Here is a 24,272-nt window from a genome sequence, read left to right as displayed (position 1 = left end):
TCCGGAACGTCATGCTGACCGCAGCCGAAGCATCTCTACCGCGCAACTAATCAACTCCGTTGCAACGAAGCGGAAGAGATGCTTCGACTGCGCTCAGCATGACGGTTTTCTTAATTCATTTCCTTTTCCTCCTACCGATAATATCCCATGCCCACCCGTCGCTCCTTCCTGGCCCAAAGCAGTGCGGCCCTCACCGGGGCGCTGCTGTTGCCGGCCCTCCCCGGCTGCGCGCCCGGCAACCCGCTGGCCCACATCAAAGGCCGGCTGCTGGGGCCCGATGCCGCCACCGGCCACCTGCTGCGCGACCCGAGTAAAATTCCCGCGCCCACCAATACTATTGACACCGACGTGCTCATCATTGGTGGCGGGGTGGCGGGGCTGTCGGCGCGGCGCTGGCTGCACCAACACGGCCAAACCAACACGCTGCTGGTGGAGCTGGCCCCCGAAACCGGCGGCAACGCCAGCGCCGGCCGCAACGCCGCCTCTGCCTACCCCTGGGGGGCGCACTACTTGCCCGTGCCCGACGTGCGCAACACGGAGCTGCTAGAGTTTTTGCAAGCGGCCGGCACCCTCACTGGCTACGCGCCCGACGGCCGGCCCATCTACAACGACTACCACCTCTGCCACGACCCCGAGGAGCGGCTCAACATCGAAGGCCACTGGCAGGAAGGCCTTGTGCCCGCTTTGGGGCTGAGCGCCGCCGACCAGGCTCAGGTGGCCCGGTTTTTTAAGCTGACCGAAACGCTGAAAACCACCGTGGGCCGCGATGGGCGCGACGTTTTCCGCATCCCGCTCGACCAATCATCAACCGACGAAGAATACCGCCGACTCGATAAAATTTCCTTTGCCGCCTACCTGGACCGCGAAGGCTTCACCGCGCCCGCCCTGCGCTGGTATCTGGACTATGCCTGCCGTGACGACTACGGTGCTCATGCCGCGCAGGTGTCGGCCTGGGCCGGGCTGCATTACTTCGCCAGCCGCAAGGGCAGCGCCCACAACGCCACCAGCTCCGACGTGCTGACCTGGCCCGAGGGCAACCATTTTCTCCTTGAAAACCTGCGCCGCCAGGCCAGCGCCCCCATCCACACCCAGACCCTGGCCTACGACCTGCGCGAAACTGCCACCGGCATCGAAGCCCTGATTTACAGTGTAGCCACGCGCCAGAGCACCCGCGTGTGCGCCCGGCAGGTGCTGCTGGCCACGCCGCAGCACATTGCCCAGCACTTGCTGGCGGCGGTGCCGGGCCACCAGCTGCCCCCGCCCGGCGCGCTGCACCACGCGCCCTGGCTCATTGCCAACCTCACGGTGGCGGGCCTGCCGCAAGGCCCCGGCCGTCCCCTGAGCTGGGACAACGTGCGCTACGGCAGCGCCTCGCTGGGCTACATCAACGCCACCCAACAGTCAATTAAACAGGACGATGGTGGCCCCAAAGTCATTACCCTCTACTGGCCACTCACCGACGAAATGCCCGGCCCCGCCCGCCGCCGCGCCTACCAGACCAGCTACGCCGAATGGCTGCCCCGCGTGGTGGCCGAGCTTGAAACCTACCACCCCGGCGTGACGCCCTACATCCAGCAGGCCGACCTTTGGGTGTGGGGCCACGGCATGGTGGCCCCCACGCCGGGCCTGCTCTGGGGCGCGTCGCGGCCGGCGGCCAGTCAGCCGGTGCGCGGCCGAGTATTTTTTGCGCATACCGACTACAGTGGAATTTCGATTTTTGAAGAAGGATTTTACCAGGGGATTCGAGCGGCGCGGGAAATATTGGGTTCGGTTAGTAAATCGGGGCAACGGTTGTCATCCTGAGCACAGCGAAGGACCTTATCGCGTTGAACAATTCGCAGTAAGCCATTTACCTCAACCGTGATAAGGTCCTTCGCTGTGCTCAGGATGACAAACGGTCAAACTATTTCTTCCCCCATGCCCAAGGCCCAACCCTGGATTCGCTCCCCGCGCTACGACGGCCTGCTCATCCTCGCGCCGCCGTTTTTGGCGCTGCTGGTGGTGCTGCTGCTGCCGGCACCCTACCGCCACTCGGCGGCCATGCCGCTGCTGGCCTGGGTGGCGCTGGTGGTGCTCATCGACGTGGCGCACGTGTACGGCACCCTGTTTCAGACCTACTTCGACCCCGTGAAAAGACGGCAGCGGCGCACGCTGCTGTGGGTGGTGCCGGTGGCCTGCTACGCGGCGGGCGTGGCGCTGCATAGCCTGGGCGGGCTGGTGTTCTGGCGGGCGCTGGCCTATCTGGCGGTGTTCCACTTTATCCGGCAGCAGTACGGGTTTCTGCGGATTTACAGCCGGCACGATGCCCCCGCGCCCGGCCACTGGCTGGCCACGGCGCTGATTTATTATGCTACCATATACCCGCTGCTCTACTGGCATTTTTCGCCGGGGCGCAACTTCAACTGGTTTGTTGATGGGGACTTTGTACAACTCGACTGGCCGGCGGGCCGCGCCATCGCCACCGGGCTTTATGTCGGGCTGATTGCAGCTTACGCGGCCCGCGAAAGCTGGCTTTGGTGGCATACCCGCACCTTCAACGTGCCGCGCAATCTGCTGCTGGCCGGCACGCTGGTGTCGTGGTACGTGGGCATTGTGCTCTTCAACGGCGACCTGGCCTTCACGCTGCTCAACGTGGTGTCACACGGCATCCCGTACCTGGCGCTGGTGTGGGCCGGTGGGCCGAAATCGGCCCAGGCGCCCGCCCCCGCCCGGCGTGGGGCCTGGGCCGGACGCTATGGGCTGGCCGTTTTCATCGGGGCTGTCGTGCTGTTCGCTTTTCTTGAAGAAGGGTTGTGGGATGGGCTGGTGTGGCGCGAGCACGGCACGTTGTTCGGCTGGTTTCAGCACCTGCCCCCCATTGCCAGCCCCGCGCTGCTCATGTGGCTGGTGCCCCTGCTGGCGCTGCCCCAATCCACACACTACTTGCTCGATGGGTTCATCTGGCGGCGGCAGAAATAGCTTGGACTCACAGCGTCCGAGCTATTTTCTTACTTCACAATCACCAGCTCCACGCGGCGGTTGAGGCGGCGGGTTTCTTCGCGGTCGTTGCCGTATTTGGGCTTCGAGCCGCCAAAACCCACAGTGCTGATGCGGTTTTCGGCCACGCCCCGGCCCACGAGGTAGCGTTTCACTTCGGCCACCCGGTCTTCGGAAAGCTGCTGGTTTTTATCGGCCGGGCCCACATTGTCGGTGTGGCCTTCGAGGCGCACTTCGGTGGCGGGGGCGGCTTGCAGGGCAATGGCGAGGCGGTTCAATTCGGTGTAGGCCGAGCCCAGCAGCGTGGCCTTGCCCTGGGTGAAGATGATGCTGGGCAGGTCAACTTTGGCCCCCACGGCGGCGGGCAGCAGCAGGATATCGCGCCGGGGCGAGCCGGCCACCACCAGCGTGTCGCCCATCGTGAGCAGGCCCGCGCCGTTGGCCGAGAGGTAGTATTTGCCGGGCAGCAGCGACATCTGGTAGTTGCCCTGATTATCGGCCGTGCTGGTGGCCAGGAATTGTGGACTGGTTTTGCTGGTGCCCAGCAGGTTGGCTTTCACCAGTGCCCCGGGCACCGGCTGCTTGGTGCGGGCATCCAGCACGCGCCCGCTCAGGAAAGCGCGGCCGGAGTTTTCGTTGGCCTCGGCCACCACGGGCTTGGGCAGCGAATCAGCCGGTACGGCGCGGCCCGTGCGCCAGATGTCTTTGGTGCCGTTGGGCGTGGTTGAGGACGAGTAATAGGCCGTTTTGCCGTCGGGCGTGAGGCTTAGGTAGGCGTTGAAGCCGGGGCCGTTCAGGGCCGGGCCGAGATTACGCGGCTCGCTCCATTTCGTCCAGCTGTCATCGAGCCGCTGGCTCACGAACATATCGGCCGAGCCGTAGCCCATGTGCCCGTAGGAGGCAAAATACAGCGTTTTCCCATCGGGCGTGAGCCAGGGCGCAAAGTCGAAGCCGGGCGAATTCAGCACCGGGCCCAAGCTTTTGGGCTCGGTGTAGCCGCCGCTGCCATCGGGTCGGCTCAGGTAAATGTCGTTGCCGCCTTCCGAGTCGCCGCGCTCCAGCGAAAGCAATAGCGTTTGCCCATCGGCCGACATGAAAAACCCTGTGCCCGTCACCGCGGAGTAGAAGTTGGCAATGCGCAGGGCTTCAGGGCGGGTGGTTTTGGGCGTGGCGCCGGGGGCTAGGGCGGCGGCCTGGGCCACCCGACTCAGGCCTTCGTCGCGGAAGGTGCCGTCGCGCTCATAGGTGCCGCGCACGATTAATAGCTGGCCGCCGGTGCCGGTGGTGGCTTCCACGGCGTTGTTCTGCGGAGTGTTCAGGCCGTCGAGGCGGGTGGGCGGGCCCCAGGTTTTGCCCTGGTCGGAGCTCTGGCTCAGCCAGGCATCGCCCGAGTCGGTATTGCCCTCGGTGTTACCGGCAAACTTGGTCCGAGCAAAATACAGCGTCTTGCCATCGGGGCTCGGCACGGGGTGCACCTCGTTGCCGGGCGAGTTCACGCCGCCGGCCAGCGGCAGCGGCGGGCCGAAGGGCGACGGCCCTTCCAGCACGTTCAGGCGCAGCCGGAAGAGGTGCCACTGCTGGCTGGCGCGGCCGTTGTTTTTCTGGGCCACCACGGGAGTGCCGTTGAATTTATCGGATGCTGCCAGCGCGGCGCAGCGGGCTTCACTGCGGTTTTCGAGCTGGAAGCTGCCCGCCGGACCTGCCGGAACCAGCCGCCACTGTTGCTGCTCGCTGCCTTGAAACGGGCGCTGCACTAGGCCCATGTTTTCGCCGGGCTTGTCCACGGTCAGGCACTGGGAGCTGTGGCGGGCTTCGATGCGGTAATATTCGCTGCCGGCCCGGATGGGCACGAAGCGCCATTGCTGGCTGTTGGCGTGCGTGAACTCCCACTGCACGGCCGCCGCGCCGCTGGCCGTGCTGGCGCTGGCAATGTCGAGGCAGCGCCCACTGCCCCGGTCAATCAGCCCGTAGTAGGCCCGCTCATCGGGCACGAAGGGCGTTTGGGCGGAGGCAAAAAAGGGCAGCAGGAGCAACAGCGACAGAAATCGAAACATCATAAGAGGCGCGCAAAAAGACTGCGCGCATGGTTGAACTACGCAAAAGAACGGCGAAACGGCGGAGTACAGCGGCCCGCCGCCCGCGCCCGGCCATCGCGACAACGCTAAACGGCCGTTGGCAGTACACGTAGTTCAAACTCAATTTAACGATACAATTCCCACGTTTACCCTCGGTTTTATGCGCAAAGGCACCCAAGTCACCTGGAAATACGGCACCGGCACCGCCACCGGCAAGATTGAGTCGGTGCACAAAGAACCTATTTCGCGTACCATCAAGGGCAGCGAAATCCACCGCAACGGCTCGGCCGATGACCCCGCCTTCGTCATCGTGCAGGAAAACGGCGACCGGGTGCTTAAGCTCAAAAGCGAAGTGAAGGCAGCTGCATCCCGCTAAGGCAATGGTTCATCAAAAAAAGCCCCGCCAGCAATAGCTGACGGGGCTTTTTTGAATCAGGGCAAACCCCATTAGCGGTTGTGCGGGTCGGGCTTGATGAAGGCTTCTTCTTCCATCTCAGTAGGCACCACCACCACGCCCTTCTGGAGCATGGAGTTTTTCTTGCCGTAGAGGAAGTACACCACGAAACCGAGCAGCATCCAGCCCAGGGCCAGTTTCAGGGTGTTCGAGTCGAGGGCCAGAATCATGAGCGTGCAGATGGCCGCGCCCAGGATGGGCACCAGCGGGAAGCTGGCCGACGAGAGCGGCGAGCGGAACGGCCGGGGCTGGTCCGGGTCCGACTTGCGCATCAGCCACACGCCGATGCTCACTAGCACGAAGGCCAGCAGCGTGCCGAACGAGGTCAAATCGCCGGCCACCGAGCCGGGCACGAAGGCCGCAAACGCGCCCACAAACACCAGCAGCGCCAGGTTCGACTTATAAGGCGTGTTGAAGCGGGGGTGCAGGTCGGAGAAGGCTTTGGGCATGAGACCGTCCTTCGCCATCGAGAAGAACACGCGGCTCTGGCCCATGAGCATCACCAGAATTACCGACGAGAAACCGAGCAGAATGGCCACCGTTACGGCCGTGCCGAGCCACTCGTAGCCGGGCATGTGCGCCTTGATGGCATATGTCACCGAGGCCTCGCCGCCCAGGGCCGGGTCGGCGAATTCGCGCCAGTTGGCCACCCCCGTCAGCACGTGGCCGAATAGAATGTAGAGCACCGTGCACACGGCCAGCGAGCCGAGGATGCCGATGGGCATGTCGCGCTTGGGGTTTTTGGCTTCCTGGGCGGCCGTGCTCACGGCATCGAACCCGATGAAGGCAAAGAACACAATGGCCGCGCCGCCGAGGACGCCGCCCCAGCCGTGCTTGTTCCAGGCCGTATACTCGCGCACCACCACGCCAGCGGCGTTTTTCACAGGTGCGGCGTTGTCGGGAATCAGGTAGGGCGTGTGGTTGGCGGGGTTGATGAACTGCCAGCCCACGGCGATGAACACCAGCACGATGGCTACTTTCAGAATTACCACAATGGCGTTGAACATGGCCGATTCCTGCGTGCCCTTGATGAGCAGCAGCGACAGCGCCACAATGATGAACAGGGCCGGCAGGTTGATGAGGCCGTGCTCCAGCGTGCCGTTCACCACCGCACTTTCGAAGGGCGAGTGGCTGAGATTATACGGTATACTTGTCCCAAACACCTGCAAGAGCTTGTTGAGGTACTCGCTCCAGGCAATGCTGACGGTGGCCGCGCCCAGCGCGTATTCCATAATCAGCGCCCAGCCGATAACCCAGGCCACAAACTCGCCCATCGTGGTGTAGGCATAGGTGTAGGCCGAGCCGGCAATGGGAATCATGGCCGCGAACTCGGCGTAGCACAAGCCAGCAAACACGCAGCCGATGGCGGCCACAATGAAAGCCAGCGTGACACCCGGGCCGGAAGCCTGAGCGGCGGCCGCAGCGGTGCGCACAAATAGGCCCGCCCCGATGATGGCGCCCACGCCCAGGGCCACGAGGTTGCCCGCGCCCAACGTGCGTTGCAGCGTGCCGTGCCCGGTCGAGTTGGCCTCGCCCAGCAGCACAGACAGGGGTTTTTTGGCGAAAATACTTGCCATGTGTTTGGTGTAAAGAGGGAAGAAGTTTGAAATAAATGAAGGAATTAAAAATCCCGCTAAGCCCGTTGGGCAATGAAAATACGCCCGGGCGCTTGTGGCGGAGCCGAAATATAGGCAGCATTTTGCCACCGCCGGGGCACCGGCCCCGCGCCGAGCCGGTTTCGCGCTCCGGCGCGGGGCCAAAATCACGGCATTTAAACCCGGTTCGGCGCGGTGCATCCAACCTGCTGGCACTACTTTCGCTACTCTATCAGCAAATCTCTTCAACTACCATGAAAAAGCTCCTCCTCATACTTGCTGCCAGCGCGGCCACCGCCGGCGCCGCCTTCGCTCAAACGCCCGCCACCGCTCCAGCCCCGGCCCAGGCCGGTACCGCCGCCCCTGACCAGCTAGCTCAGCGCCGCGCCCAGTACCTGGGCAAGGAACTCGGCCTCACCGCCGACCAGCAAACCCGCCTAGCTCCTATCCTAATGGCCCAGCGCCAGCAGCTACAGCTCTTGCGCGAGCAGCGCACCACCGGCGGCCGCAAGCTGGGCACCGCCCAGGACCTGAAAGCCAGCGAGGCCCGCGCCGATGAGCAGATTAAAACGGTGCTCACCCCGGAGCAATTCACCAAGTTTGCCAAGATGCGCGACGAGCAACGCGAGAAAATACGCGAGCACCGCGCCAACAACGCCGCAGCCCCAACCGGCCAACCCGAATAAGGCGGCGCTTGGTCAATGAAAAGCGGCCGTGCGTCGATGAATTAGCTTTTGGAACCTGCCGACAAAATGCTGGCATAACGCTTGTAATTACCCTGGCAGGCAGCCAAGCCACCTTCGCAAGGGCTTGGCGTTCTCCCTTCTTCAACCACCCCAATTTTGCTTTTCGCCACCATGAAAAAGAACCTGTTTCTGCTTGCCGCCCTCGCCTTTGCTACTGCCGGCACCAGCTTTGCGCAAACGGCCGTGAAAACCACCGGCACCGATGCCACCCAGACTGACCGCCACTACAATAAAGGCAAGCAGGGCCCGAAAGACCCCGCCAAGATGGCCGACCACAAAGCCGGCAAACTGGCCAAAGAACTCGGCCTCAATGCCGACCAGGAAGCCAAAGTGGAACAGCTGATGCTGGCCCGCCAGCAGGAAAGTGCTGCCCTCAAAACCAAGTACGCCGCCGATAAAACCGCCGGCCGTACCGAAATGAAAGCCGCCCACGACCGCTACGAGGCCCAGCTCAAAACCATCCTGACGCCGGAGCAATTCGCCAAGATGGACAAGATGAAAGCCGAGCACCACGGCGGTCATGGCAAAGGCCACGACGGTGGCAAAATGAAGGTGAAGGCCAAAGCCTAATACCGCATACAACGAAAAAGCCCCCATTCTCACCGAATGGGGGCTTTTTCGTTGATAGAGGCGCGAATTCACGGCGTCGCTAAGGCCAGATAGTGATGCGCTGGGCCGTCTGCATCGTGCTTCCCACCTCCATGAGGTGGTAGTTACCAGCCGGCAATCCACTTAAATCTATTTCGGTGGTTCCGGCCGGCACGGTCAGCTGCCGTTGTATCCGGCCCACCCCGTCGTACACGGCCAGCCGACGGCTGGTTGCAACCGCCGTCAGGTACACCCGGCCACTGCTGGGGTTCGGGTAGAGTGGGCTCGTGGCATTGGCGTTGGTCCTGGTGGCCAGCGCTGGCCCCTGGTACCGGGCAAACACGTCATGGTCCCCAACTTCATTTCTGCCGAGGGCCCAGACCTGCGCCGGGCCGGCCGCCACGAAAGCGCGGTGGCTGAAGCCGGACTCAAGGCTTTGCCAGGTCCGGCCTTCGTCGGTGCTGATGGCGGAGCCGGTAGCGGTGATGTATTCCGGAAAGCTGCCGCCGCCACTCAGGTACGTGCCAGGAGTGCCGGGCACCCCGGCAATTACGCCGGTGCGGAGGGGCCCGCTGGCCACAATCGGCAGCCAGGTAAGGCCCCCGTCCGTGGTAGCCGCGAGCTGGCCGGTAGTACTCAGGGCAAGTCCATTGTCGTGAGTACGAAAAGTAACCTGCTTCAATGTGGCGCCGAAGCCTGACACGCCCGCGCCCCAGGTTTGCCCGGCATCGTCGGTGGTCAGGACGCGGCCCGTCGAGGTGGTCAGCCATATTTTACCGCCCAGCATGGGTACGGCACGCACGGTTTCCCCGATTGCCAGGGCGGGCGCGGTGGTGGCCAGCGTCCAAGTCGTGCCGCCATCGGTGGTTCGGTAGAATACCGCGCCCGTCGCCGCATCACAGACCGCCAGGCCGGTATTGGCATCAGTGAAACGCACCTGACGCGGATTGGCGAGGCCAGCCACCGGCGCAAACCCTGCGACACCGGCAGTTGTACGCAGCAACTTATAGGTACCAGATACATAGTCCCGGGATACTATCCAGGCCCGCGACGCATCAAAGGCGCATAAATCAACATATTCTTCGCCCGAAAACGGGTAGGAATTACGCCACCCAACCACTTGGCTGGTTTGCCAGGTAGTGCCGCCGTCCCCCGAACTGATGACCTGGGACTCCCCACTTCCCAAGCCGTAGTACTGGTACCGCAGAGCCCACAGCATCCCCGGCACAGGCATCTGGGCCGGAAAGATATTCTGATTATAAGTACCAAAAGTGGCCGTGGGCATGGTCACGCTTCGCCACGGGCTTTGGGCGTGGGCTGCATGGGTGCAGGCCAGCGAGCCGGTAACCAGCAGGACAACAAATTGGTTGAGGTGCTTCATGAAGGGGCCGATTATGCGTAAAAGCGTGAGAAATACAGCCGTATTTCCGCCATCGTTTAGCCGCGAAATAATAGGCTATTCGGCTTGGGTCGCAAGCCACCAATTTCTGGTCTGCTTCACAAAATCGATTAGTGCACCACGCTCAGCCGTTGGGCTTGGCTCCCGGCTTTTCCCTCGGCTACTACCTGATACACGCCCGCGGGCAGGCCACTTAGGTCGGCAGATGTGGCCGGGGCCGACAGCTCCTTCTGGAGTTGCAGCTGGCCCAGGGCGTTGTACACTTTCACTCGCTGCATGGGCAGCGCCGAGGCAATCGTCACCGGCCCGGCCGTGGGGTTGGGGTACACGTCCAGTCCGCGTTTCACCAGCTGGCTGGCCTGGCTCGCCAGTGCGGCTCCGGTGTAGCGGGCCGCTTCCGCACTGCCATAGTAGCCGCCTGCCCAAATATTGGTTGGGCTTTGAATCGATAGAGCTTCGTGAAAAAGAACATTCTCGACTGTACGCCAAGTCGCGCCATTATCGGTACTTACGGCGGTGCCTCTGAGGTCAGTCGTCGGGTCGTAGGTCGGGTCGTAGCTGTGGCTGGACGGCCCCACGCTCAGATACACGCCCGGCGCCCCCGGCATGCCCTGAATATTGCCATAGCGCATGGGGCCGCTGGGAGTAGTTAAGGTCCACGTTTGGCCCCCGTCGGCAGTTACTGATACCTGGGTTGCGTTGGCAGCGTATGCCAGGCCGTGTAATGGGTCAGAAAAGCTGACACCACGGATAGGCAAGCCCACGGTCGTCGTCGATGTACTCCAGGTATGGCCGGCGTCGGTACTGCGCAGCACGGTTCCGAGGTGGGTTGGCAGCCAGACATTATTGCCCAGCACCACGCAGTCCACAACGTAGTCGCCGGGAGCCATTGTGGGAGCTCCTACCAGGGGCAGCCAGCTGCTGCCGCCATCGGTGGTGTGGTATAGCGGCAAGGTCGTCGAAGTTCCGGAGAATGTAATTGCAAACCCATCGGTTGTGTTGAAGAACCGGATAAAGCCCAAATGCTCCGATACGGCGTTGGTTGGAAGCACAGTCATGTTGGCGCTGCCCGTAGTGGTGCGACGCAGCGAAGTCACGCCATTATTATACATCACAAGCCAGGCGTGCTGGGCATCGACAGCCCACATGTCGCCGGCATATATTCCGTTCGAGTTGAGGCCGTAGGTTGCTACTACCTGGTGCTGCCAGGTCTGGCCATCATCGGGAGTAGTGTATAGCTCTGTATCCGTAATGGGACTTCCTGGGCCACCAGCGTAATTAAACTGCCGTAGCCCCCAGACCACGCCCGCCACAGGAGTACGCAGTTTTGTGGAAATCGGTATGCCGAAACCTACCCACGGCATGGTGGGCAGCGTCCAGATATTTTGGGCCTGGGCCGATAGGCCCATAAGCAGGCATGTGCCCGTTGCGGCTGCCCGTAGAAACGTCATCATAAATTTCAGGAAATGTGGAAATGATTTTTCTAAAAGTATTACGAAAGATGTAAAACCCTGCTCATTGGGCTGGTACTTTTTTGTTGCTTTATCGGGGCGGGCCTCCCCACTGCTATTCGGCCGCTTGCTTATATTTGACCAAACCACCCAGCTTCCAAACCTCCCCTCCCATGCCTCCCCTCCCCAGTAGCACGGCCTCGGCCGTGCAAATCCAGCAGTTTTACGACAAGGGCCTGGCCCACGCCAGCTACGCCGTGCGCTGCGGCCGCCAGGTTGCCATCATCGACCCGGGCCGCGACCCGCAGCCCTACTACGACTTCGCCGACGAGCACGAGGCCCGCATCGTGGCCGTGATTGAGACGCACCCGCACGCCGATTTCGTATCCTCGCACCTGGAAATTGCCGAAGAAACCGAGGCTCCCATCTATTGCAGCAAGCTGGTGGGGGCCAAATACCCGCACCAGAATTTCGACGATGGCGACCGCATCAAGCTGGGCACCTACGAGCTGCACGCCATCAACACCCCCGGCCACTCGCCCGATAGCATCAGCATTCTGCTGATGGACGAGTTGGCCCAGAGCCGCGCCGTATTCACCGGCGACACGCTGTTTGTGGGCGATGTGGGCCGGCCCGACCTGCGCGAAGAAGAGGCCGTGGGCGGCCACAAGCGCGAAGAGCTGGCCGCCCAGCTCTACCGCAGCACCCGCAACAAGCTCATGACCCTGCCCGGCAGCACCAAGGTGTACCCCGCCCACGGCCCCGGCTCGCTCTGCGGCAAAACCACCAGCCCCGACCTCGATTCCACCATTGCCAAGGAGCTGAAAACCAACTACGCCCTGCAGCCCATGTCGCAGGATGAGTTCATCAAAGTGCTGCTCGAAGACCAGCCCTTCGTGCCCAAGTATTTCGGCCACGACGTGGCCCTGAACAAGCAGGGTGCGCCCAGCTTCGAGGACAGCATCCGGGCGGTGCCGCACCTGGGCAGCGACGCGGCCCTGACGCCCGGCGTGCTGCTCATCGATACGCGGCCGGCCGCCAAGTTCCGCGCCGGCCACCTGCCGGGCGCCATCAACCTGCAGGACGGCGGCAAGTTTGAAACCTGGCTGGGCTCGGTGGTTGGCCCCAAAGAGCCGTTCTACCTGCTGGCCGATTCCAAAATCGCGTTGGACACCGTCATTCGCAAAACGGCTAAGATTGGCTACGAGGGCAATATCAAAGGGGCGCTGCTGGCTCCCTCGGTCCTGCCCGCCACCTCCCCGGCCGTGGAGGTTGAGGCCGTGCGCGAGCACCCCGAGGCGTTTACCATCGTCGACATTCGCAACCGGACCGAGGCCAAAACGCCGGTGTTCGACAACGCGCTGGTTATCCCGCTGCCCGAACTGCGCGAGCGCGCCCACGAGATTCCGACCGATAAGCCCGTCCTCATTCACTGCGCGGGCGGCTACCGCTCGGCGGCCGGGGCCAGCATTGTGCAAGCCGCGCTACCCGGCGCGGAGGTGCTGGACTTGGGCGAGGCGATTACGGATTTCCAGAAGCAGACGGCGCATTAGCAATTCCTGGCTTCGTAATAAGAAAGAACGTCCTGCTTCGATTACGCGAAGCAGGACGTTCTTCATTTCAAGAGGTTCACCCAACGGCCTCAGTCCACCACCGCTTCCTCCGGCACGGCCGGCACCGGCGCGGCTTTCGGCTTCTGGCTCACCAGCCACACGCCCAGGAAAATGAGCGCCGCCTGCCCGGCCTTGGCCAACGTGAAATGGTCTTTGCCCAGGGCCACGGCGATGAGCACGGCCAGCACCGGCTGCAGGTAGATATACACGCCCAGCAGGGCCGGCGAGGCGTATTTCAGCGCCCAGTTGTTGAGCAGGTAGGCCAGGATGGTGAGGAACACCACCATGTAACCGATTTCGAGCCAGATTTTGAGCGGAAAGCTGGCGTAGTTGGCCGTCAGCGCCTCGCGCCAGCCGAAGGGCACCGCCACGATGGCCCCCACCAAAAACACCCGCGCCAGCACCGTAAACGCATGGTACTTGCGCATGAGCGGCTGCACCAGCACCAGGTAGAGGCCAAACACGGTGGCATTGGCCAGGATGAACAGGTTGCCCAGCGTGGCGTGCGGGTAGAGGACCGCCTGCGCGTTGCGGCTGAGAATGAGCGAGGCCGCCCCGGCCGCTCCCACCCCAATACCCAGCACGCGCGGCAGCGTAATTTTCTCGCTCAAGAGAATGGCCGAGGCGATGACCACCACGATGGGCGCGATGGTTTGCAGCAGCGAAGCGCTGATGGGCGAGGTCAGGTTCAGGCCCGAAAAAAACAGCAGTTGGTTGGTTCCAATGCCCAGCACCCCGCAGATGATGGACCGCCGGTTATCGGCCCAGCCGATGATTTTGTCCTGCGGGGCCACGAAGTATTTGATGAGCGCGAAGAAGCTCGATGCGCCCAGCACCCGCAGCGTGACGATGCCGAACGGGGTCATGTAGACGGGCATCACGTCTTTCGACAACGAATAATTGGCGGCGTAAATGACCGCGACAAAAAACAGAGCCGCGTGAACGCGAAATTGATTGGGCATAAGTAGGGAGAGTAGCGCCAACTTTGTGGCTCGCGTCCGCGCGCCGTCTGAACCACGCCGCGCGAGAATCGTTCTAAAACGCGAGCCCCAAAGTTCGCGCTCCTTCGCTACTTCCCATGTCCTCCCTCTTTCCCGACGACGAACCCGCTGCCTTCACCCCCGCCGCCGCGCCCGGCCCCGATGCCCCCCTGGCCGAGCGCCAGCGCCCCCGCCGCCTGGCCGACTACGCCGGCCAGCAGCACCTGGTGGGCGAAACCGGCGTGCTGCGCCGCTACCTGGCCGCCGGCCGGCTGCCCAGCCTCATCCTGTGGGGGCCGCCCGGCGTGGGCAAAACCACCCTGGCCCACCTGCTGGCCTCGGAGCTGAAACAGCCGTTTTCGGCCCTAAGCGCCATCAACGCGGGCGTGAAAGACGTGCGCGACGTGATTGAGAAGGCCAAGCGGCAGCGCGGTACCGTTCTTTTTATTGATGAAATCCACCGCTTCAGCAAGGCGCAGCAGGATGCCCTGCTGGGCGCGGTGGAGCACGGCACCGTCACGCTCATTGGCGCCACCACGGAGAATCCGTCGTTTGAAGTCATTCCGGCTTTGCTCTCGCGCTGCCAGGTGTATGTGCTGGAGGCGCTGAGCGCGGACACCCTGCGCGGGCTGGTGCAAAAAGCCCTGACCGAGGACGCGGCGCTGAAGCAGAAAAAGGTGAAGCTGAAAGAGGACCACGCCCTGCTGGCCCTCAGCGGCGGCGACGCCCGCAAGCTGCTCAACCTGCTCGAAATCGTGGTTCAGAGCACGCCGCCCGACAAAAAAGGCCTCATCGAAATCACCGATGCGGTGGTGCAGCAGGTGGCGCAGCGCCCCCTGGCCCGCTACGACAAGGGGGGCGAAATGCATTACGACGTGATTTCGGCCTTCATCAAATCCATGCGCGGCTCCGACCCCAACGCCGCCCTCTACTACCTGGCCGTGATGCTGGAAGGCGGCGAGGACGTGAAATTCATCGCCCGCCGCATGCTCATCCTGGCCTCCGAAGACATCGGCAACGCCAACCCCAACGCCCTGATGCTGGCCACGAGCTGCTTCCAGGCCTGCACCGTCATCGGCCTGCCTGAGTCGGATTTGATACTGGCCCAGACCGTCATCTACCTCGCCACCTCGCCCAAGAGCAACGCCGCCTACCTGGCCATCCGCGCGGCGCAGGCCGAGGTGAAGGCCCACGGCGTGTACCCCGTGCCGGTGCCCCTGCGCAACGCCCCCACCCGCCTCATGAAGCAGCTCGGCTACGGCAAGGAATACGCCTACTCGCACAACGGCGAGGGCAATTTTGAGGAGCAGGAGTTTCTGCCCGATGCCCTGAGCGGCACCCGCTTCTACGAGCCGGGCCTGAACGCCAGCGAGGCCAAAATCCAGGAGCGCCTGCGCGGCTGGTGGGGCGAGAAATACGGCTACTAACGCCCGCCCCGCCGCTGCAAACGCCGTTTCCGTCCTTACAAACACCTTCCCCGCCGGTACGAGGTTCCCCCTCGCTTTCCCACACCTCCCCCGCAGCCGTCCGGCACTCCCCCGCACTTTTACACCGCTCCCCCGGGTTCTTACGCCATTCCCCCGGGCTTTTACGCCATTCCCCCGGGCTTTTACGCCATTCCCCCGGGCTTTTACGCCATTCCCCCGCGCTTTTACGCCATTCCCCCGCGCTTTTACGCCGGCGTAAGGCCTCGGGGGAATGGCGTAAAAGCCCGGGGGAAAGCCAAACGGCCCGCGCCGCCTACTTTTGCTTGCTCTCATACTTCTGCACCCATGCGCCAGTTTCTCAAATACGTCCTCGCCACCATTGTGGGCCTTGCGGCCTTTGCCTTCCTCGGGTTTGTCGTGTTCGCCATCGTCATCGGGGCGGCGGTGAGCAGCTCGCACGAGCCCAAGGAAACCGCCGCCAACTCGGTGCTGGAGCTCAAGCTAAACGAGCCGCTGAACGAGCGCGGGCGCGAAGGCCGCTTCGGCGGCTTTGGCGGGGGCGGCAGCACGGGGCTGGTCGAGCTGAAGGAAGCCATTCACCGGGCCAAGTCTGACGACGACATCAAGGGCATTCTGCTGAACCTGGGCATTGTGCAGGGCGGCATGGCCTCGCTGGAGGAAGTGCGCAACGCCCTGCTCGACTTCAAAAAGAGCGGTAAATTTGTGGTGGCCTACCACGAAATCGCCTCCGAAAAGAGCTTCTACCTCTCCTCGATGGCCAACGAAATCTACCTCAACCCGCAAGGCACGCTCGAATTCAACGGCCTGAGCTCGGAGGTGATGTTCTACAAGCGCCTGTTCGACAAGGCCGGCATTCAGCCCTACATTTTCCGGGTGGGCTCCTTCAAAAGCGCCGTGGAGCCGTTTTTCCGCGAGAACTTTTCCGACTCGGCCCGCTACCAAACGGTGTCGTTCCTGAATTCCATCAACGGCTACATGATTGGCGAGGTGGCCAAAACCCGGGGCATCAACCCGGCCCGCCTCAAGGTGATTTCGGATTCGATGCTGGTGCACAACGCCCCCGATGCCCTGCGCCTGCACCTCGTCACCCGGCTCGGCTACTTCGATGAGGTGCAGGACTACCTGCGCCGCAAGCTGGACCTGGCCAAAAACAAAAAGCCCAGCCTGGTGAGCCTGTCCGACTACACCGACCACGAAAACGACGCCGACGAGCGCGAGGGCAAAACCAGCGGCCGCCGCATTGCCGTGATTTACGCCGAGGGCGACATCGTGACCGGCAAGGGCTCCGACGACAACATCGGCAGCACCAAGTTTGCCGAAGCCATCCGCAAGGCCCGCCTCGACGACCGGGTGAAGGCCGTGGTGCTGCGCATCAACTCGCCGGGCGGCTCCTCGCTGGCCTCGGACATCATTTACCGCGAAGTGCTGCTGACCAAGAAAGTGAAGCCGATTATCGCCAGCATGAGCGACGTGGCGGCCTCCGGCGGCTACTACATTGCCATGGCCTGCGACACCATCGTGGCCCATCCGAACACCATCACGGGCTCCATTGGCGTGTTTGGCGTGCTGCCCAACATCCAGCCCCTGCTGGCCGACAAGCTCGGCATCACCGTGGACCGCGTGACGACGGGCAAGTTTTCGGACCTGCCCACCATCACCCGCCCGCTCACGGAGTTTGAAAAACGCACTTTGCAAGAAGAAGTGAACCGCATCTACGCCGACTTCACCAGCAAGGCCGCCCAGGGCCGCCACATGCCCGTGGAGCGCCTGCGCCGCCTGGCCTCGGGCCGCGTCTGGAGCGGCCTCGAAGCCAAAAACAACGGCCTCGTGGACGTGCTTGGCGACTACGAAACCGCCCTCAAAATCGCCGCCGCCCGCGCCCACCTGCAGGCCGATGACTACCGCGTGCAGCGCCTGCCCCGCCAGAAATCGGCCTTTGAGGACTTCATCTCCACGTTCACCGACGACGACGATGCGGCCAAAACCCGCGCCATCAAGGCCGAGCTGGGGCCGCTCTACCCCGCCTACGCCCAGTACCAGCAGCTCATGCAGATGCGCGGCGTGCAGGCCCGCCTGCCGTACACGCTGGATATCCAGTAGTCATTTTCGCTTGTTTCTCATCCTGAATCCTCTGTCATCCTGAGCGCAGCGAAGGACCTTATCACCCAAGCACTGTTGCTTTAACGTGGTAAGGGCCTTCGCTGCGCTCAGGATGACGTTTTTTATTGCTCCAGCCATGCTCACTCAGCTCCAAGAGGCCGCCGCCTTCATCAAAGCCAGCTCCCAGGCCTTTCAGCCCGAAACGGGCATCATCCTCGGCACCGGGCTGGGCGCGCTGGCCAGGGAGGTCGACGTGGAATACGAAATCAATTACGCCGACATCCCGCACTTCCCGCTCAGCACCGTGGAAAGCCACGCCGGCCGGCTGCTGCTGGGCCGCATGGGCGGCAAGAAAGTGGCGGTACTGCAAGGCCGCTTCCACTACTACGAGGGCTACACCATGCAGCAGGTGGCCATGCCCGTGCGCGTGCTCAAGCTGCTGGGCATTGCCCGCCTGCTGGTAAGCAACGCCGCTGGCGGCCTGAATCCCGATTTCAACCTCGCCGACTTGATGCTGATTGACGACCACATCAACCTGCAGCCCACCAACCCCCTCATCGGGGCCAACCTCGACGAGCTAGGCCCGCGCTTCCCCGATATGTTCGCGCCCTACGACGCCGACCTGCTCCGCCGGGCCGAAGCCGCCGCCCAGGCACTGGGCCAGGCCGGCACCACCCGGCGCGGCGTGTACGCCAGCGTGCCCGGCCCCATGCTCGAAACCCCGGCCGAATACCGCTACCTGCGCACCATCGGGGCCGATGCCGTGGGCATGAGCACGGTGCCGGAAGTCATTGCGGCGCGCCACCTGGGCCTGCCGGTGCTGGCCGTGTCGGTCATCACCGACCTGTGCGCGCCCGGCCACCTCAAGCCCGTGGTACTGGCCGATATTTTCGCCGCCGCCGGCGCGGCCGAGCCCCGGCTCACGGCGTTGATAAAAGCTGTGGTGGCGGGTTTGTAGGCCCTTTACTTCGCCAGAATCTTCTGGGCCGTGGTGCCGCTGAGCACGCCGAAGATGCCGATGCCGCCCTGCACGTTGCCGTAGATGGCGGAGGGCTGGGCAAAGGGGTTGCCGTTGGCCTGCCGCGCATCGCGCACCGACTGCCGGAAGCGGAACATGGCCCGCTCGGTGTGGTAGAGCGTGGCCGTCACGGTATCGCCGGGGTAAAAGCGGTAGCTGGTGCCCAGCACAAATTCCTGGCCGTTGAGCAGTCGGTCTTCTACCGACATATCCTGTTCCGGGCTTTTCAGCAGGGCGCCTTTGGCGGGGTTGCCTTTGTGCAGCTGCAGGCGGTAGCAGTCATCAAGCGGGGCCGGGTCGCGGAAGCTGGTGAGGAAGATGGCCTTGCGCTCGGAGCCGGTTTTGTCGTTGAACTGGTAGCTCACCGAGTCGATGGGCACGGGAGCCAGCATGGTGGTGGTGGCCGTGGCGTGGCGGCCCTTGGTGTCCACCACGTCGAGCTTGAACACGTCGCCGGCCTTGGCCACCAGCGGGTCGCGGCCGATGTGGGAGTGGAATTTCACGCCCGAGGTGGTGTCAATCAAGGCCCGGTAGTTGGGGTTGAAAGCCAGCGGCACCAGCGTGCCGTTGGGCATGGTGAGCGTGACGGTGACATCGGTGGGCACCTGCGGCAGCACCGAGCTGATGTAGGGCACCGATGTGGTGACGGCCAGCTCCGGCACTTTGCCCGGATGCAGGTAGCATTCCACCACCAAATCGGAGGAAAAGGCCGGCAGCGGCACGTTGATGTCGTTTTGCAACTTGCCGCAGCCGGCCAGCGCCACACAAGCAATAACCAGCCAATTCAACTTCATTTTCATAACTGATTCAAACTAAAAACAGCAGTAAAAACCCTGTAATTACTGTCCACAAAATCCGTGAAATCCGCCTTAATCCGAGCGAATCCGTGGTCTAGAAGCGGAAATTGTACGTCAGCGACGGGATAACCGGGAACAGCGACACCTGCTTGGCCTGGAAGCCGGTGGTGCGGCCGGTGGCCTTGTCCTTCACCGTGTCGAAGAACACGAAGTAGGCGTTGCGGCGGTTGTAGGCGTTGTAGATGCTCAGGGTGAGGTCCTGGTCGCGCCGGGCCCCTATTTTGTACACCACGCCGAGGTCGAGGCGGTGGTACGGGATGAGGCGGTAGGAATTGCGGTCGGGGTACACCGGCACCGGGCGCGGGTCGATGCCCACGCTGGAGCCCGGGATGTCCTGCACGCCAAACCGGCCCAGCGGCAGCGTGGTCAGGTTGCCCGAGGTGTAGATAAAGCTGGCCGTGAGGTTGATGCGGGTATTGAGCTGCTGCAGCACCACCACGGTCAGGTTGTGGCGGCGGTCGTAGTTGGGGTGGAAATCGCGGCCGCCGTTCACGCCATTGGTGCCGTTCTGGGGCTGAAAATTGCGCCAGCTCCAGGCCAGCGTGTAGCCAATCCAGCCGGTGGTTTTACCGGTTTTCTTCTCCAGATAAAGCTCATTGCCATAAGCCCAACTCTTGCCGAAAATGAATTCCTGGTCCAAATCAGGGTTTACGAACAACTGCGCGCCGTCGCGGAAATCGACCTGGTTGCGGCCCCATTTATAATAGACTTCGTTGGTGAGCAGATATTTGCCGCTGCCCAGCAGGAAGCTAGCCCCACCGCTTACCTGCTGCGACTGCTGCGGCTTCACCGACAGCCGCGAGGGGTACCAGATATCGGTGGGCAGCGACGCGCCTGAGTTCGTGACCAGGTGCACGTACTGGTACATCATGGCGTAGTTGAGCTTGAACGAAGTCTTGTCGTTCAGGGCGTAGCGGGCGGCGGCGCGGGGCTCGAGGCCGCCGTACTGGTCGGTGCCGCTGCGGAAACCAGTCAGCCGCAGGCCGCCTTCAAGCTGGAGCTTGTCGGTGGCCTTGTAGTTGTCGGAGGCGTACACGCCGCCGTCGAGGCCGAAGTAATGCACGTCGGAGCCGATATCGAGGCGGCCGTCGCCGGTGCTGGCGCTGAGACGGCCCACCCCAAATCGGTGCTGCGTGAGCATGGCCCCGAACTTGATTTGGTGCCGGTCGGTGGGCGTGTACTCGAAGTCGGTGCGCCCGGTGTAGTCCGTGATTTGCGAGCCCAGATTGAAATTAAACACGTTGGCCAGCTGGTTGGTCAGCGTGTATTTGTAGTCCGACACCGACACGGTGGTGTTCACGAACAGCTTGGGCGAGAATGTGTGGTTCCAGCGCAGCGAGCCAATGGTGTTGCCCCACTGAAAGCTGAATTTGAAGCCATTGGGGCTGCTGAAACCGAAGATGTCGCGGCCCAGGTAGCCGGTCAGGAACACCTGGTCTTTCTCGCCGAGCGTGTAGTTGGCCTTGGCGTTGAAATCGTAGAAATAGTAGTCGGGAATGGGGCTGTAATCCTCCTTGCCCTCGTTGGCCTTGTTGAGGGCGCGGGTGAAAATGTCGAAATACGTGCGCCGGCCGCTCACGATGAACGAGCCTTTGCCCTTGTTTATCGGCCCCTCGTAGGTGAGGCGCGACGAAATCAGGCCCACGCCGCCGGTGGCCACGTAGTGCTGACGGTCGCCCTCGCGCAGCTTCACATCCACCACCGACGACAGCCGCCCGCCAAACTGCGCCGGAAAGCCCGACTTGTACAGGTCCACGCTCTGCACGGCATCGGAGTTGAACACCGAGAACAGCCCAAACAAGTGGTTGGGGTTGTACACCACCGTGTTATCGAGCAGCACCAGGTTTTGGTCGGCCGAGCCGCCGCGCACGAACAGGCCGCTGGTGCCCTCGCCCCCACTCTGCACGCCGGGCTTCAGCTGCAGGGTTTTCAGAATATCGACCTCGCCAAACAGCGCCGGCAGTAGCTTGGCCTCCTTGATGCTGAGGTGCTCGACGCCCATTTGGGTGGTTTTGAGCTTTTGCTCCAGGGTCACGGAGCCTTCCACCACCACTTCGCCTAACTCATTACCGCTTTCTTCGAGGTTGAGGCTGAGGCGCTCGTTCTTTTTCAGGTTCACCTCGCGGGTGATTTGCTGGTAGCCGATGAAGGCGATGACCAGCTGGTGATGCCCGGCGGGCAGGCTCAGCGAATAGTGGCCGAGTGAGTCGGCCGCCGTGCCTGTATTGAGGGCAGGCACGGCTACGCTGGCGCCAGGCAAGGTTTCGCCGCGCCCGCCCCGCACCGTGCCGCTGATGGTGAACCGCGCCACCGTTTGGCTCCAGCCGGAACGCGGCCATCCCAGCCCCAACACAAACAATAACAAACAGTAACGCCGGGCAGAGCTAAAAATCATACGGTAGCAATCAGGGAACGCGCAAAGGTAGCCACCTCCCAACGCCGGTATCCGCCGGATAGTTTAGCGCCGGGGCCGGGCCGGGCTACTTGCCCACGTAGGGCTGCAACACCTGGGCGATTTGGGCGGCCGGCACCACGCCCGCCTGCCGCCACACCGGCTGCCCCTGATGAAACAGAATCAGCGTGGGAATACTCTGCACGCGGTATTGCTGGGCCACGGCCTGGTTTTTGTCCACGTCGATTTTGATGACGCGCAGCTTGCCGCCGTGCTGGGCCGCCACCTGCTCCAGAATGGGGGCCATGGTTTTGCAGGGGCCGCACCAGGTGGCGTAAAAATCGACCAAAACCGGCATGCCGGGACTGTTGATGAGTTCGGGGAAAGACTTACGAGGCATGGCGAAGGCGATTAGGCGAGAATCCAAGTATTTGGAACCGGTTATAACGCAAAAAGCCCGGCACGTGGCCAGGCTTTTGGATTTTTGCGGCCGGAATTGGCTTAGCTACTTATTGATAACTGTTATGTCGTTGGCTACTTCGGGCAGCGTGAAGCGGCCGCCCACGGCTTTCACGCCCTTCACGCGGCACTCCCAGGTGTAGCGGCCGGGGATGGCGCTGGCCGCTTCGCCGGTTTCGGCCTTGAAGTATTGGGGGTCGGATGGGTCGGTGGGAAACAGCACATCTACGCCGGTCTGGCCTTTCTCAAGTTCTTTTACTAGCAGGTAATCCTTGCCGGTTTTTTCGCTGTGCACAATGAAGGTAGCCGTGTAGGGGCCGAGCTGGCCGTATTTATCCAAAATACCCAGCTTGATTTGGGCGGTGGTGCTCACCATCCAGGTTTGGGCGCGGGCTTCGGGGGCTGAGCCCAGTAGCAATATCATCATCAGGGCCCCGGTCAGCCAGCCAGCCAGTGGCCACTGTTTGGGAATTAAAAAGGAAGGTACAGGTATCATCACGGTTAAAATAGGGAGAAAAAGGGTGAAATGCAGTGCAGAAGAACGGGTAGTAATATGGGCAGTCAGCGCACATTACCCGCCAAGATAGTGCGTTGATAACAAATCCGCAACTTGCAGCGAGCGCAACCTGTTAAGGTTCCAGTCAAATTGTTCATGCCCGACTACTATTTGCGGAATGCCCAGGCAACGCTCAAGGTCCAATCAATGGCCACTCAGTCCGGTACCGGCCACTGCTGCTATCCGCTGTGGCCTTTGCGAGCGGGAGGTGCAGGCCACTTCCCGCCACCACCTCGTGCCACGCGAAGAGGGCGGCAAGCACGGCCCCACCGTCGACTTATGCCAGCCCTGCCACAGCAGCGTGCACCGCTTCCTGAGCAACCGCACCCTGGCCCGGCAATATGCTTCGGTGGAAGCCCTGCGGGATGCGGAAGAACTGGAAACCTACCTGCGCTGGATTCGAAAGCAGCGCGTGGAGCGCATCAGCAACCGGCGCGGGCGGCGTTATGCCGGCTTGCACGGATGAGGCATTTTTGACGGAGCTTTGCCGGATGAACCGCTACTTCGTGCCTTTTGCGCAGCTTCGGCAGCAGCCTACTATTGTGGTGGACAGCGTGGGCCTCGGGGCTGCGCTCACGCTGGCGCACTGGCGCGGGGCCGCTACGCCCCCGGCCCTGCGCGACGACACCAGCGCCGGCTCGGCGCTGCGAGCGTTGCACCAGCCCACCACGCCGGGCCTGGAGGCGGCGGCCGTCACGGCCAATCATTTTGATATCGACGGCTTTATCGGCGTGTGGAGCCTGCTGAACCCGGAATTGGCGGTGGCGCACGAAGAACTGCTGCGCAAGGTGGCCGTGCTGGGCGACTTTCGGGAAATTGACCTGGCCCACCCGCTGGCCGATGCTGCGCTGAAACTGGTGTGCTGGCTGAATGCCGAGGAAAAAGCCCGGTTCTATGAGCCCTTCGGCGCGCCCCTTCGGCGGCGACGTGAGGACGAGGCCTCGGCGGAGAAATTCGACTGGTTCCTGCCGCGCTTCGCCGAAGTGCTGCAAAACCCGGAAGCCGGCCGTGCCGCCTGGGAGCCTGAATATGACCAGGTGCAACGGGCGGCGGCCATCATCCAAAGCCCTGCAACCACGCGGCGGCAATTCCCGGAAATTGGGCTGGTGGTGGTGAATACGCCCGCGCCGCTGCCGTACTACGCCCTCTTCGGCCCCACGGCGGGCTACGACATCGTGCTGAGCCAATACGACGGCAACCGCTACGAACTCGAATACAAGTACACTACCTGGATTGACCTGGCCAGCCGCCCTACCCTGCCGCGTCTGGCGCTGGCCCCACTCGCAATCCGCCTCAACACGCTGGAAACCAGCGGCCGAACGTGGGCCGCCGACGGCATTACCGACACCGGCCCGCTGCTGCGCCTCGCAGGCAAGAAGCTGACCAAAGCCGAACGCTACGCCGACCCCGACGGCCGGCCAATTTATGCTTCATCCATCGCGCCGGAGGTGCTGGAGCGGGAAGTGGTGGCGTTTTTTCGGACTGGATATGAGAGGATTGAACCGAAGAAATACTGGACCTGGCCCGAGGTGAAGTCGGCCGGGATGTAGCGCGGACTCGCAGAG

Annotated in this window: 20 protein-coding genes; 11 read left to right on the top strand and 9 right to left on the bottom strand. The window is 62.7% G+C overall.

Annotation, left to right across the window (positions count from 1 at the left end; genetic code table 11):
• Positions 1–147 precede the first annotated feature (147 nt).
• Both ACYVM5_RS16015 and ACYVM5_RS16010 read left to right on the top strand, forming a co-directional pair.
• Positions 148–1,803, top strand: a complete 1,656-nt coding sequence (locus ACYVM5_RS16015) for a flavin monoamine oxidase family protein (RefSeq protein WP_460619113.1) — start codon at positions 148–150, stop codon at positions 1,801–1,803.
• Between the two features lie 114 nt (positions 1,804–1,917).
• Positions 1,918–2,958, top strand: a complete 1,041-nt coding sequence (locus tag ACYVM5_RS16010) for a hypothetical protein (protein ID WP_460619112.1) — start codon at positions 1,918–1,920, stop codon at positions 2,956–2,958.
• A 29-nt stretch (positions 2,959–2,987) separates the two neighbouring features.
• On the opposite strand, the gene ACYVM5_RS16005 is transcribed toward ACYVM5_RS16010, so the two are convergent.
• The gene (locus tag ACYVM5_RS16005) at positions 2,988–5,033 is read right to left on the bottom strand and encodes an RICIN domain-containing protein (protein WP_460619111.1); all 2,046 of its coding nucleotides are present in this window, start codon (positions 5,031–5,033) and stop codon (positions 2,988–2,990) included.
• 178 nt (positions 5,034–5,211) lie between these two features.
• On the opposite strand from ACYVM5_RS16005, the gene ACYVM5_RS16000 reads away from it, so the two are divergent.
• Positions 5,212–5,427, top strand: coding sequence for a hypervirulence associated TUDOR domain-containing protein (locus ACYVM5_RS16000; RefSeq protein ID WP_198076488.1), 216 nt, complete (start codon positions 5,212–5,214; stop codon positions 5,425–5,427).
• Between the two features lie 71 nt (positions 5,428–5,498).
• Here ACYVM5_RS16000 and ACYVM5_RS15995 read toward each other — a convergent pair whose 3' ends face one another.
• Entirely contained in the window at positions 5,499–7,082 is a 1,584-nt protein-coding gene (locus ACYVM5_RS15995; RefSeq protein WP_198068913.1) for an amino acid permease, read from the bottom strand.
• A gap of 272 nt (positions 7,083–7,354) precedes the next feature.
• Between ACYVM5_RS15995 and ACYVM5_RS15990 the strand changes: the two genes are divergently transcribed.
• Both ACYVM5_RS15990 and ACYVM5_RS15985 read left to right on the top strand, forming a co-directional pair.
• On the top strand, positions 7,355–7,786 hold the full coding sequence (locus ACYVM5_RS15990) for a hypothetical protein (protein ID WP_460619110.1): 432 nt from the start codon (positions 7,355–7,357) through the stop codon (positions 7,784–7,786).
• A 171-nt stretch (positions 7,787–7,957) separates the two neighbouring features.
• Entirely contained in the window at positions 7,958–8,416 is a 459-nt protein-coding gene (locus tag ACYVM5_RS15985) for a hypothetical protein (protein WP_460619109.1), read from the top strand.
• 79 nt (positions 8,417–8,495) lie between these two features.
• Here the strand turns inward: ACYVM5_RS15985 and ACYVM5_RS15980 are convergent, their stop codons facing one another.
• Positions 8,496–9,815: a T9SS type A sorting domain-containing protein gene (locus ACYVM5_RS15980; RefSeq protein WP_460619108.1), complete on the bottom strand. Its 1,320-nt coding sequence runs from the start codon at positions 9,813–9,815 to the stop codon at positions 8,496–8,498.
• 128 nt (positions 9,816–9,943) lie between these two features.
• The gene (locus tag ACYVM5_RS15975) at positions 9,944–11,287 is read right to left on the bottom strand and encodes a T9SS type A sorting domain-containing protein (protein ID WP_460619107.1); all 1,344 of its coding nucleotides are present in this window, start codon (positions 11,285–11,287) and stop codon (positions 9,944–9,946) included.
• A gap of 170 nt (positions 11,288–11,457) precedes the next feature.
• Between ACYVM5_RS15975 and ACYVM5_RS15970 the strand changes: the two genes are divergently transcribed.
• Positions 11,458–12,837 carry an MBL fold metallo-hydrolase gene (locus tag ACYVM5_RS15970; RefSeq protein ID WP_460619106.1) on the top strand — a complete coding sequence of 460 codons (1,380 nt, stop codon included), beginning with the start codon at positions 11,458–11,460 and terminating at the stop codon, positions 12,835–12,837.
• A gap of 89 nt (positions 12,838–12,926) precedes the next feature.
• On the opposite strand, the gene ACYVM5_RS15965 is transcribed toward ACYVM5_RS15970, so the two are convergent.
• Positions 12,927–13,859: a DMT family transporter gene (locus ACYVM5_RS15965; RefSeq protein WP_460619105.1), complete on the bottom strand. Its 933-nt coding sequence runs from the start codon at positions 13,857–13,859 to the stop codon at positions 12,927–12,929.
• Between the two features lie 116 nt (positions 13,860–13,975).
• Here ACYVM5_RS15965 and ACYVM5_RS15960 point away from each other — a divergent pair, with 116 nt between their 5' ends.
• The 3 genes from ACYVM5_RS15960 to ACYVM5_RS15950 all read left to right on the top strand — a co-directional run bounded on the left by ACYVM5_RS15960 (position 13,976) and on the right by ACYVM5_RS15950 (position 18,383).
• Positions 13,976–15,304, top strand: a complete 1,329-nt coding sequence (locus ACYVM5_RS15960) for a replication-associated recombination protein A (RefSeq protein WP_460619104.1) — start codon at positions 13,976–13,978, stop codon at positions 15,302–15,304.
• 345 nt (positions 15,305–15,649) lie between these two features.
• Entirely contained in the window at positions 15,650–17,425 is a 1,776-nt protein-coding gene (gene sppA / locus ACYVM5_RS15955) for a SppA family protein (protein WP_460619103.1), read from the top strand.
• Between the two features lie 136 nt (positions 17,426–17,561).
• A complete protein-coding gene (locus tag ACYVM5_RS15950) occupies positions 17,562–18,383 on the top strand; it encodes a purine-nucleoside phosphorylase (protein WP_460619102.1) in 822 nt (273 codons plus the stop codon).
• Positions 18,384–18,388: 5 nt separating this feature from the next.
• Here the strand turns inward: ACYVM5_RS15950 and ACYVM5_RS15945 are convergent, their stop codons facing one another.
• The 4 genes from ACYVM5_RS15945 to ACYVM5_RS15930 form a co-directional block, all read right to left on the bottom strand.
• On the bottom strand, positions 18,389–19,237 hold the full coding sequence (locus ACYVM5_RS15945) for a DUF4249 domain-containing protein (protein WP_460619101.1): 849 nt from the start codon (positions 19,235–19,237) through the stop codon (positions 18,389–18,391).
• Between the two features lie 97 nt (positions 19,238–19,334).
• Positions 19,335–21,695 carry a TonB-dependent receptor gene (locus ACYVM5_RS15940; protein WP_460619100.1) on the bottom strand — a complete coding sequence of 787 codons (2,361 nt, stop codon included), beginning with the start codon at positions 21,693–21,695 and terminating at the stop codon, positions 19,335–19,337.
• An 85-nt stretch (positions 21,696–21,780) separates the two neighbouring features.
• On the bottom strand, positions 21,781–22,092 hold the full coding sequence (gene trxA, locus ACYVM5_RS15935; protein ID WP_198068925.1) for a thioredoxin: 312 nt from the start codon (positions 22,090–22,092) through the stop codon (positions 21,781–21,783).
• 105 nt (positions 22,093–22,197) lie between these two features.
• Positions 22,198–22,647 (bottom strand): hypothetical protein, encoded by a 450-nt coding sequence (locus tag ACYVM5_RS15930; RefSeq protein ID WP_460619099.1) that lies wholly within the window; start codon positions 22,645–22,647, stop codon positions 22,198–22,200.
• Positions 22,648–22,915: 268 nt separating this feature from the next.
• On the opposite strand from ACYVM5_RS15930, the gene ACYVM5_RS15925 reads away from it, so the two are divergent.
• Both ACYVM5_RS15925 and ACYVM5_RS15920 read left to right on the top strand, forming a co-directional pair.
• Positions 22,916–23,173: an HNH endonuclease gene (locus ACYVM5_RS15925; protein WP_460619098.1), complete on the top strand. Its 258-nt coding sequence runs from the start codon at positions 22,916–22,918 to the stop codon at positions 23,171–23,173.
• A gap of 25 nt (positions 23,174–23,198) precedes the next feature.
• On the top strand, positions 23,199–24,257 hold the full coding sequence (locus ACYVM5_RS15920; protein ID WP_460619097.1) for a DUF6687 family protein: 1,059 nt from the start codon (positions 23,199–23,201) through the stop codon (positions 24,255–24,257).
• The last annotated feature ends 15 nt before the right edge of the window (positions 24,258–24,272 follow it).

This window comes from Hymenobacter ruber, from assembly GCF_054783255.1.
This window is presented reverse-complemented; position numbering and strand designations above follow the sequence as displayed.

What these genes read in the sequence shown, in the direction of transcription:
- ACYVM5_RS16015 (WP_460619113.1), top strand. Translation starts at nt 148, where the DNA reads ATGCCCACCCGTCGCTCCTTCCTGGCCCAAAGCAGTGCGGCCCTCACC.
- ACYVM5_RS16010 (WP_460619112.1), top strand. Translation starts at nt 1,918, where the DNA reads ATGCCCAAGGCCCAACCCTGGATTCGCTCCCCGCGCTACGACGGCCTG.
- ACYVM5_RS16005 (WP_460619111.1), bottom strand. Translation starts at nt 5,033, where the DNA reads ATGATGTTTCGATTTCTGTCGCTGTTGCTCCTGCTGCCCTTTTTTGCC.
- ACYVM5_RS16000 (WP_198076488.1), top strand. Translation starts at nt 5,212, where the DNA reads ATGCGCAAAGGCACCCAAGTCACCTGGAAATACGGCACCGGCACCGCC.
- ACYVM5_RS15995 (WP_198068913.1), bottom strand. Translation starts at nt 7,082, where the DNA reads ATGGCAAGTATTTTCGCCAAAAAACCCCTGTCTGTGCTGCTGGGCGAG.
- ACYVM5_RS15990 (WP_460619110.1), top strand. Translation starts at nt 7,355, where the DNA reads ATGAAAAAGCTCCTCCTCATACTTGCTGCCAGCGCGGCCACCGCCGGC.
- ACYVM5_RS15985 (WP_460619109.1), top strand. Translation starts at nt 7,958, where the DNA reads ATGAAAAAGAACCTGTTTCTGCTTGCCGCCCTCGCCTTTGCTACTGCC.
- ACYVM5_RS15980 (WP_460619108.1), bottom strand. Translation starts at nt 9,815, where the DNA reads ATGAAGCACCTCAACCAATTTGTTGTCCTGCTGGTTACCGGCTCGCTG.
- ACYVM5_RS15975 (WP_460619107.1), bottom strand. Translation starts at nt 11,287, where the DNA reads ATGATGACGTTTCTACGGGCAGCCGCAACGGGCACATGCCTGCTTATG.
- ACYVM5_RS15970 (WP_460619106.1), top strand. Translation starts at nt 11,458, where the DNA reads ATGCCTCCCCTCCCCAGTAGCACGGCCTCGGCCGTGCAAATCCAGCAG.
- ACYVM5_RS15965 (WP_460619105.1), bottom strand. Translation starts at nt 13,859, where the DNA reads ATGCCCAATCAATTTCGCGTTCACGCGGCTCTGTTTTTTGTCGCGGTC.
- ACYVM5_RS15960 (WP_460619104.1), top strand. Translation starts at nt 13,976, where the DNA reads ATGTCCTCCCTCTTTCCCGACGACGAACCCGCTGCCTTCACCCCCGCC.
- sppA (WP_460619103.1), top strand. Translation starts at nt 15,650, where the DNA reads ATGCGCCAGTTTCTCAAATACGTCCTCGCCACCATTGTGGGCCTTGCG.
- ACYVM5_RS15950 (WP_460619102.1), top strand. Translation starts at nt 17,562, where the DNA reads ATGCTCACTCAGCTCCAAGAGGCCGCCGCCTTCATCAAAGCCAGCTCC.
- ACYVM5_RS15945 (WP_460619101.1), bottom strand. Translation starts at nt 19,237, where the DNA reads ATGAAGTTGAATTGGCTGGTTATTGCTTGTGTGGCGCTGGCCGGCTGC.
- ACYVM5_RS15940 (WP_460619100.1), bottom strand. Translation starts at nt 21,695, where the DNA reads ATGATTTTTAGCTCTGCCCGGCGTTACTGTTTGTTATTGTTTGTGTTG.
- trxA (WP_198068925.1), bottom strand. Translation starts at nt 22,092, where the DNA reads ATGCCTCGTAAGTCTTTCCCCGAACTCATCAACAGTCCCGGCATGCCG.
- ACYVM5_RS15930 (WP_460619099.1), bottom strand. Translation starts at nt 22,647, where the DNA reads ATGATACCTGTACCTTCCTTTTTAATTCCCAAACAGTGGCCACTGGCT.
- ACYVM5_RS15920 (WP_460619097.1), top strand. Translation starts at nt 23,199, where the DNA reads ATGAACCGCTACTTCGTGCCTTTTGCGCAGCTTCGGCAGCAGCCTACT.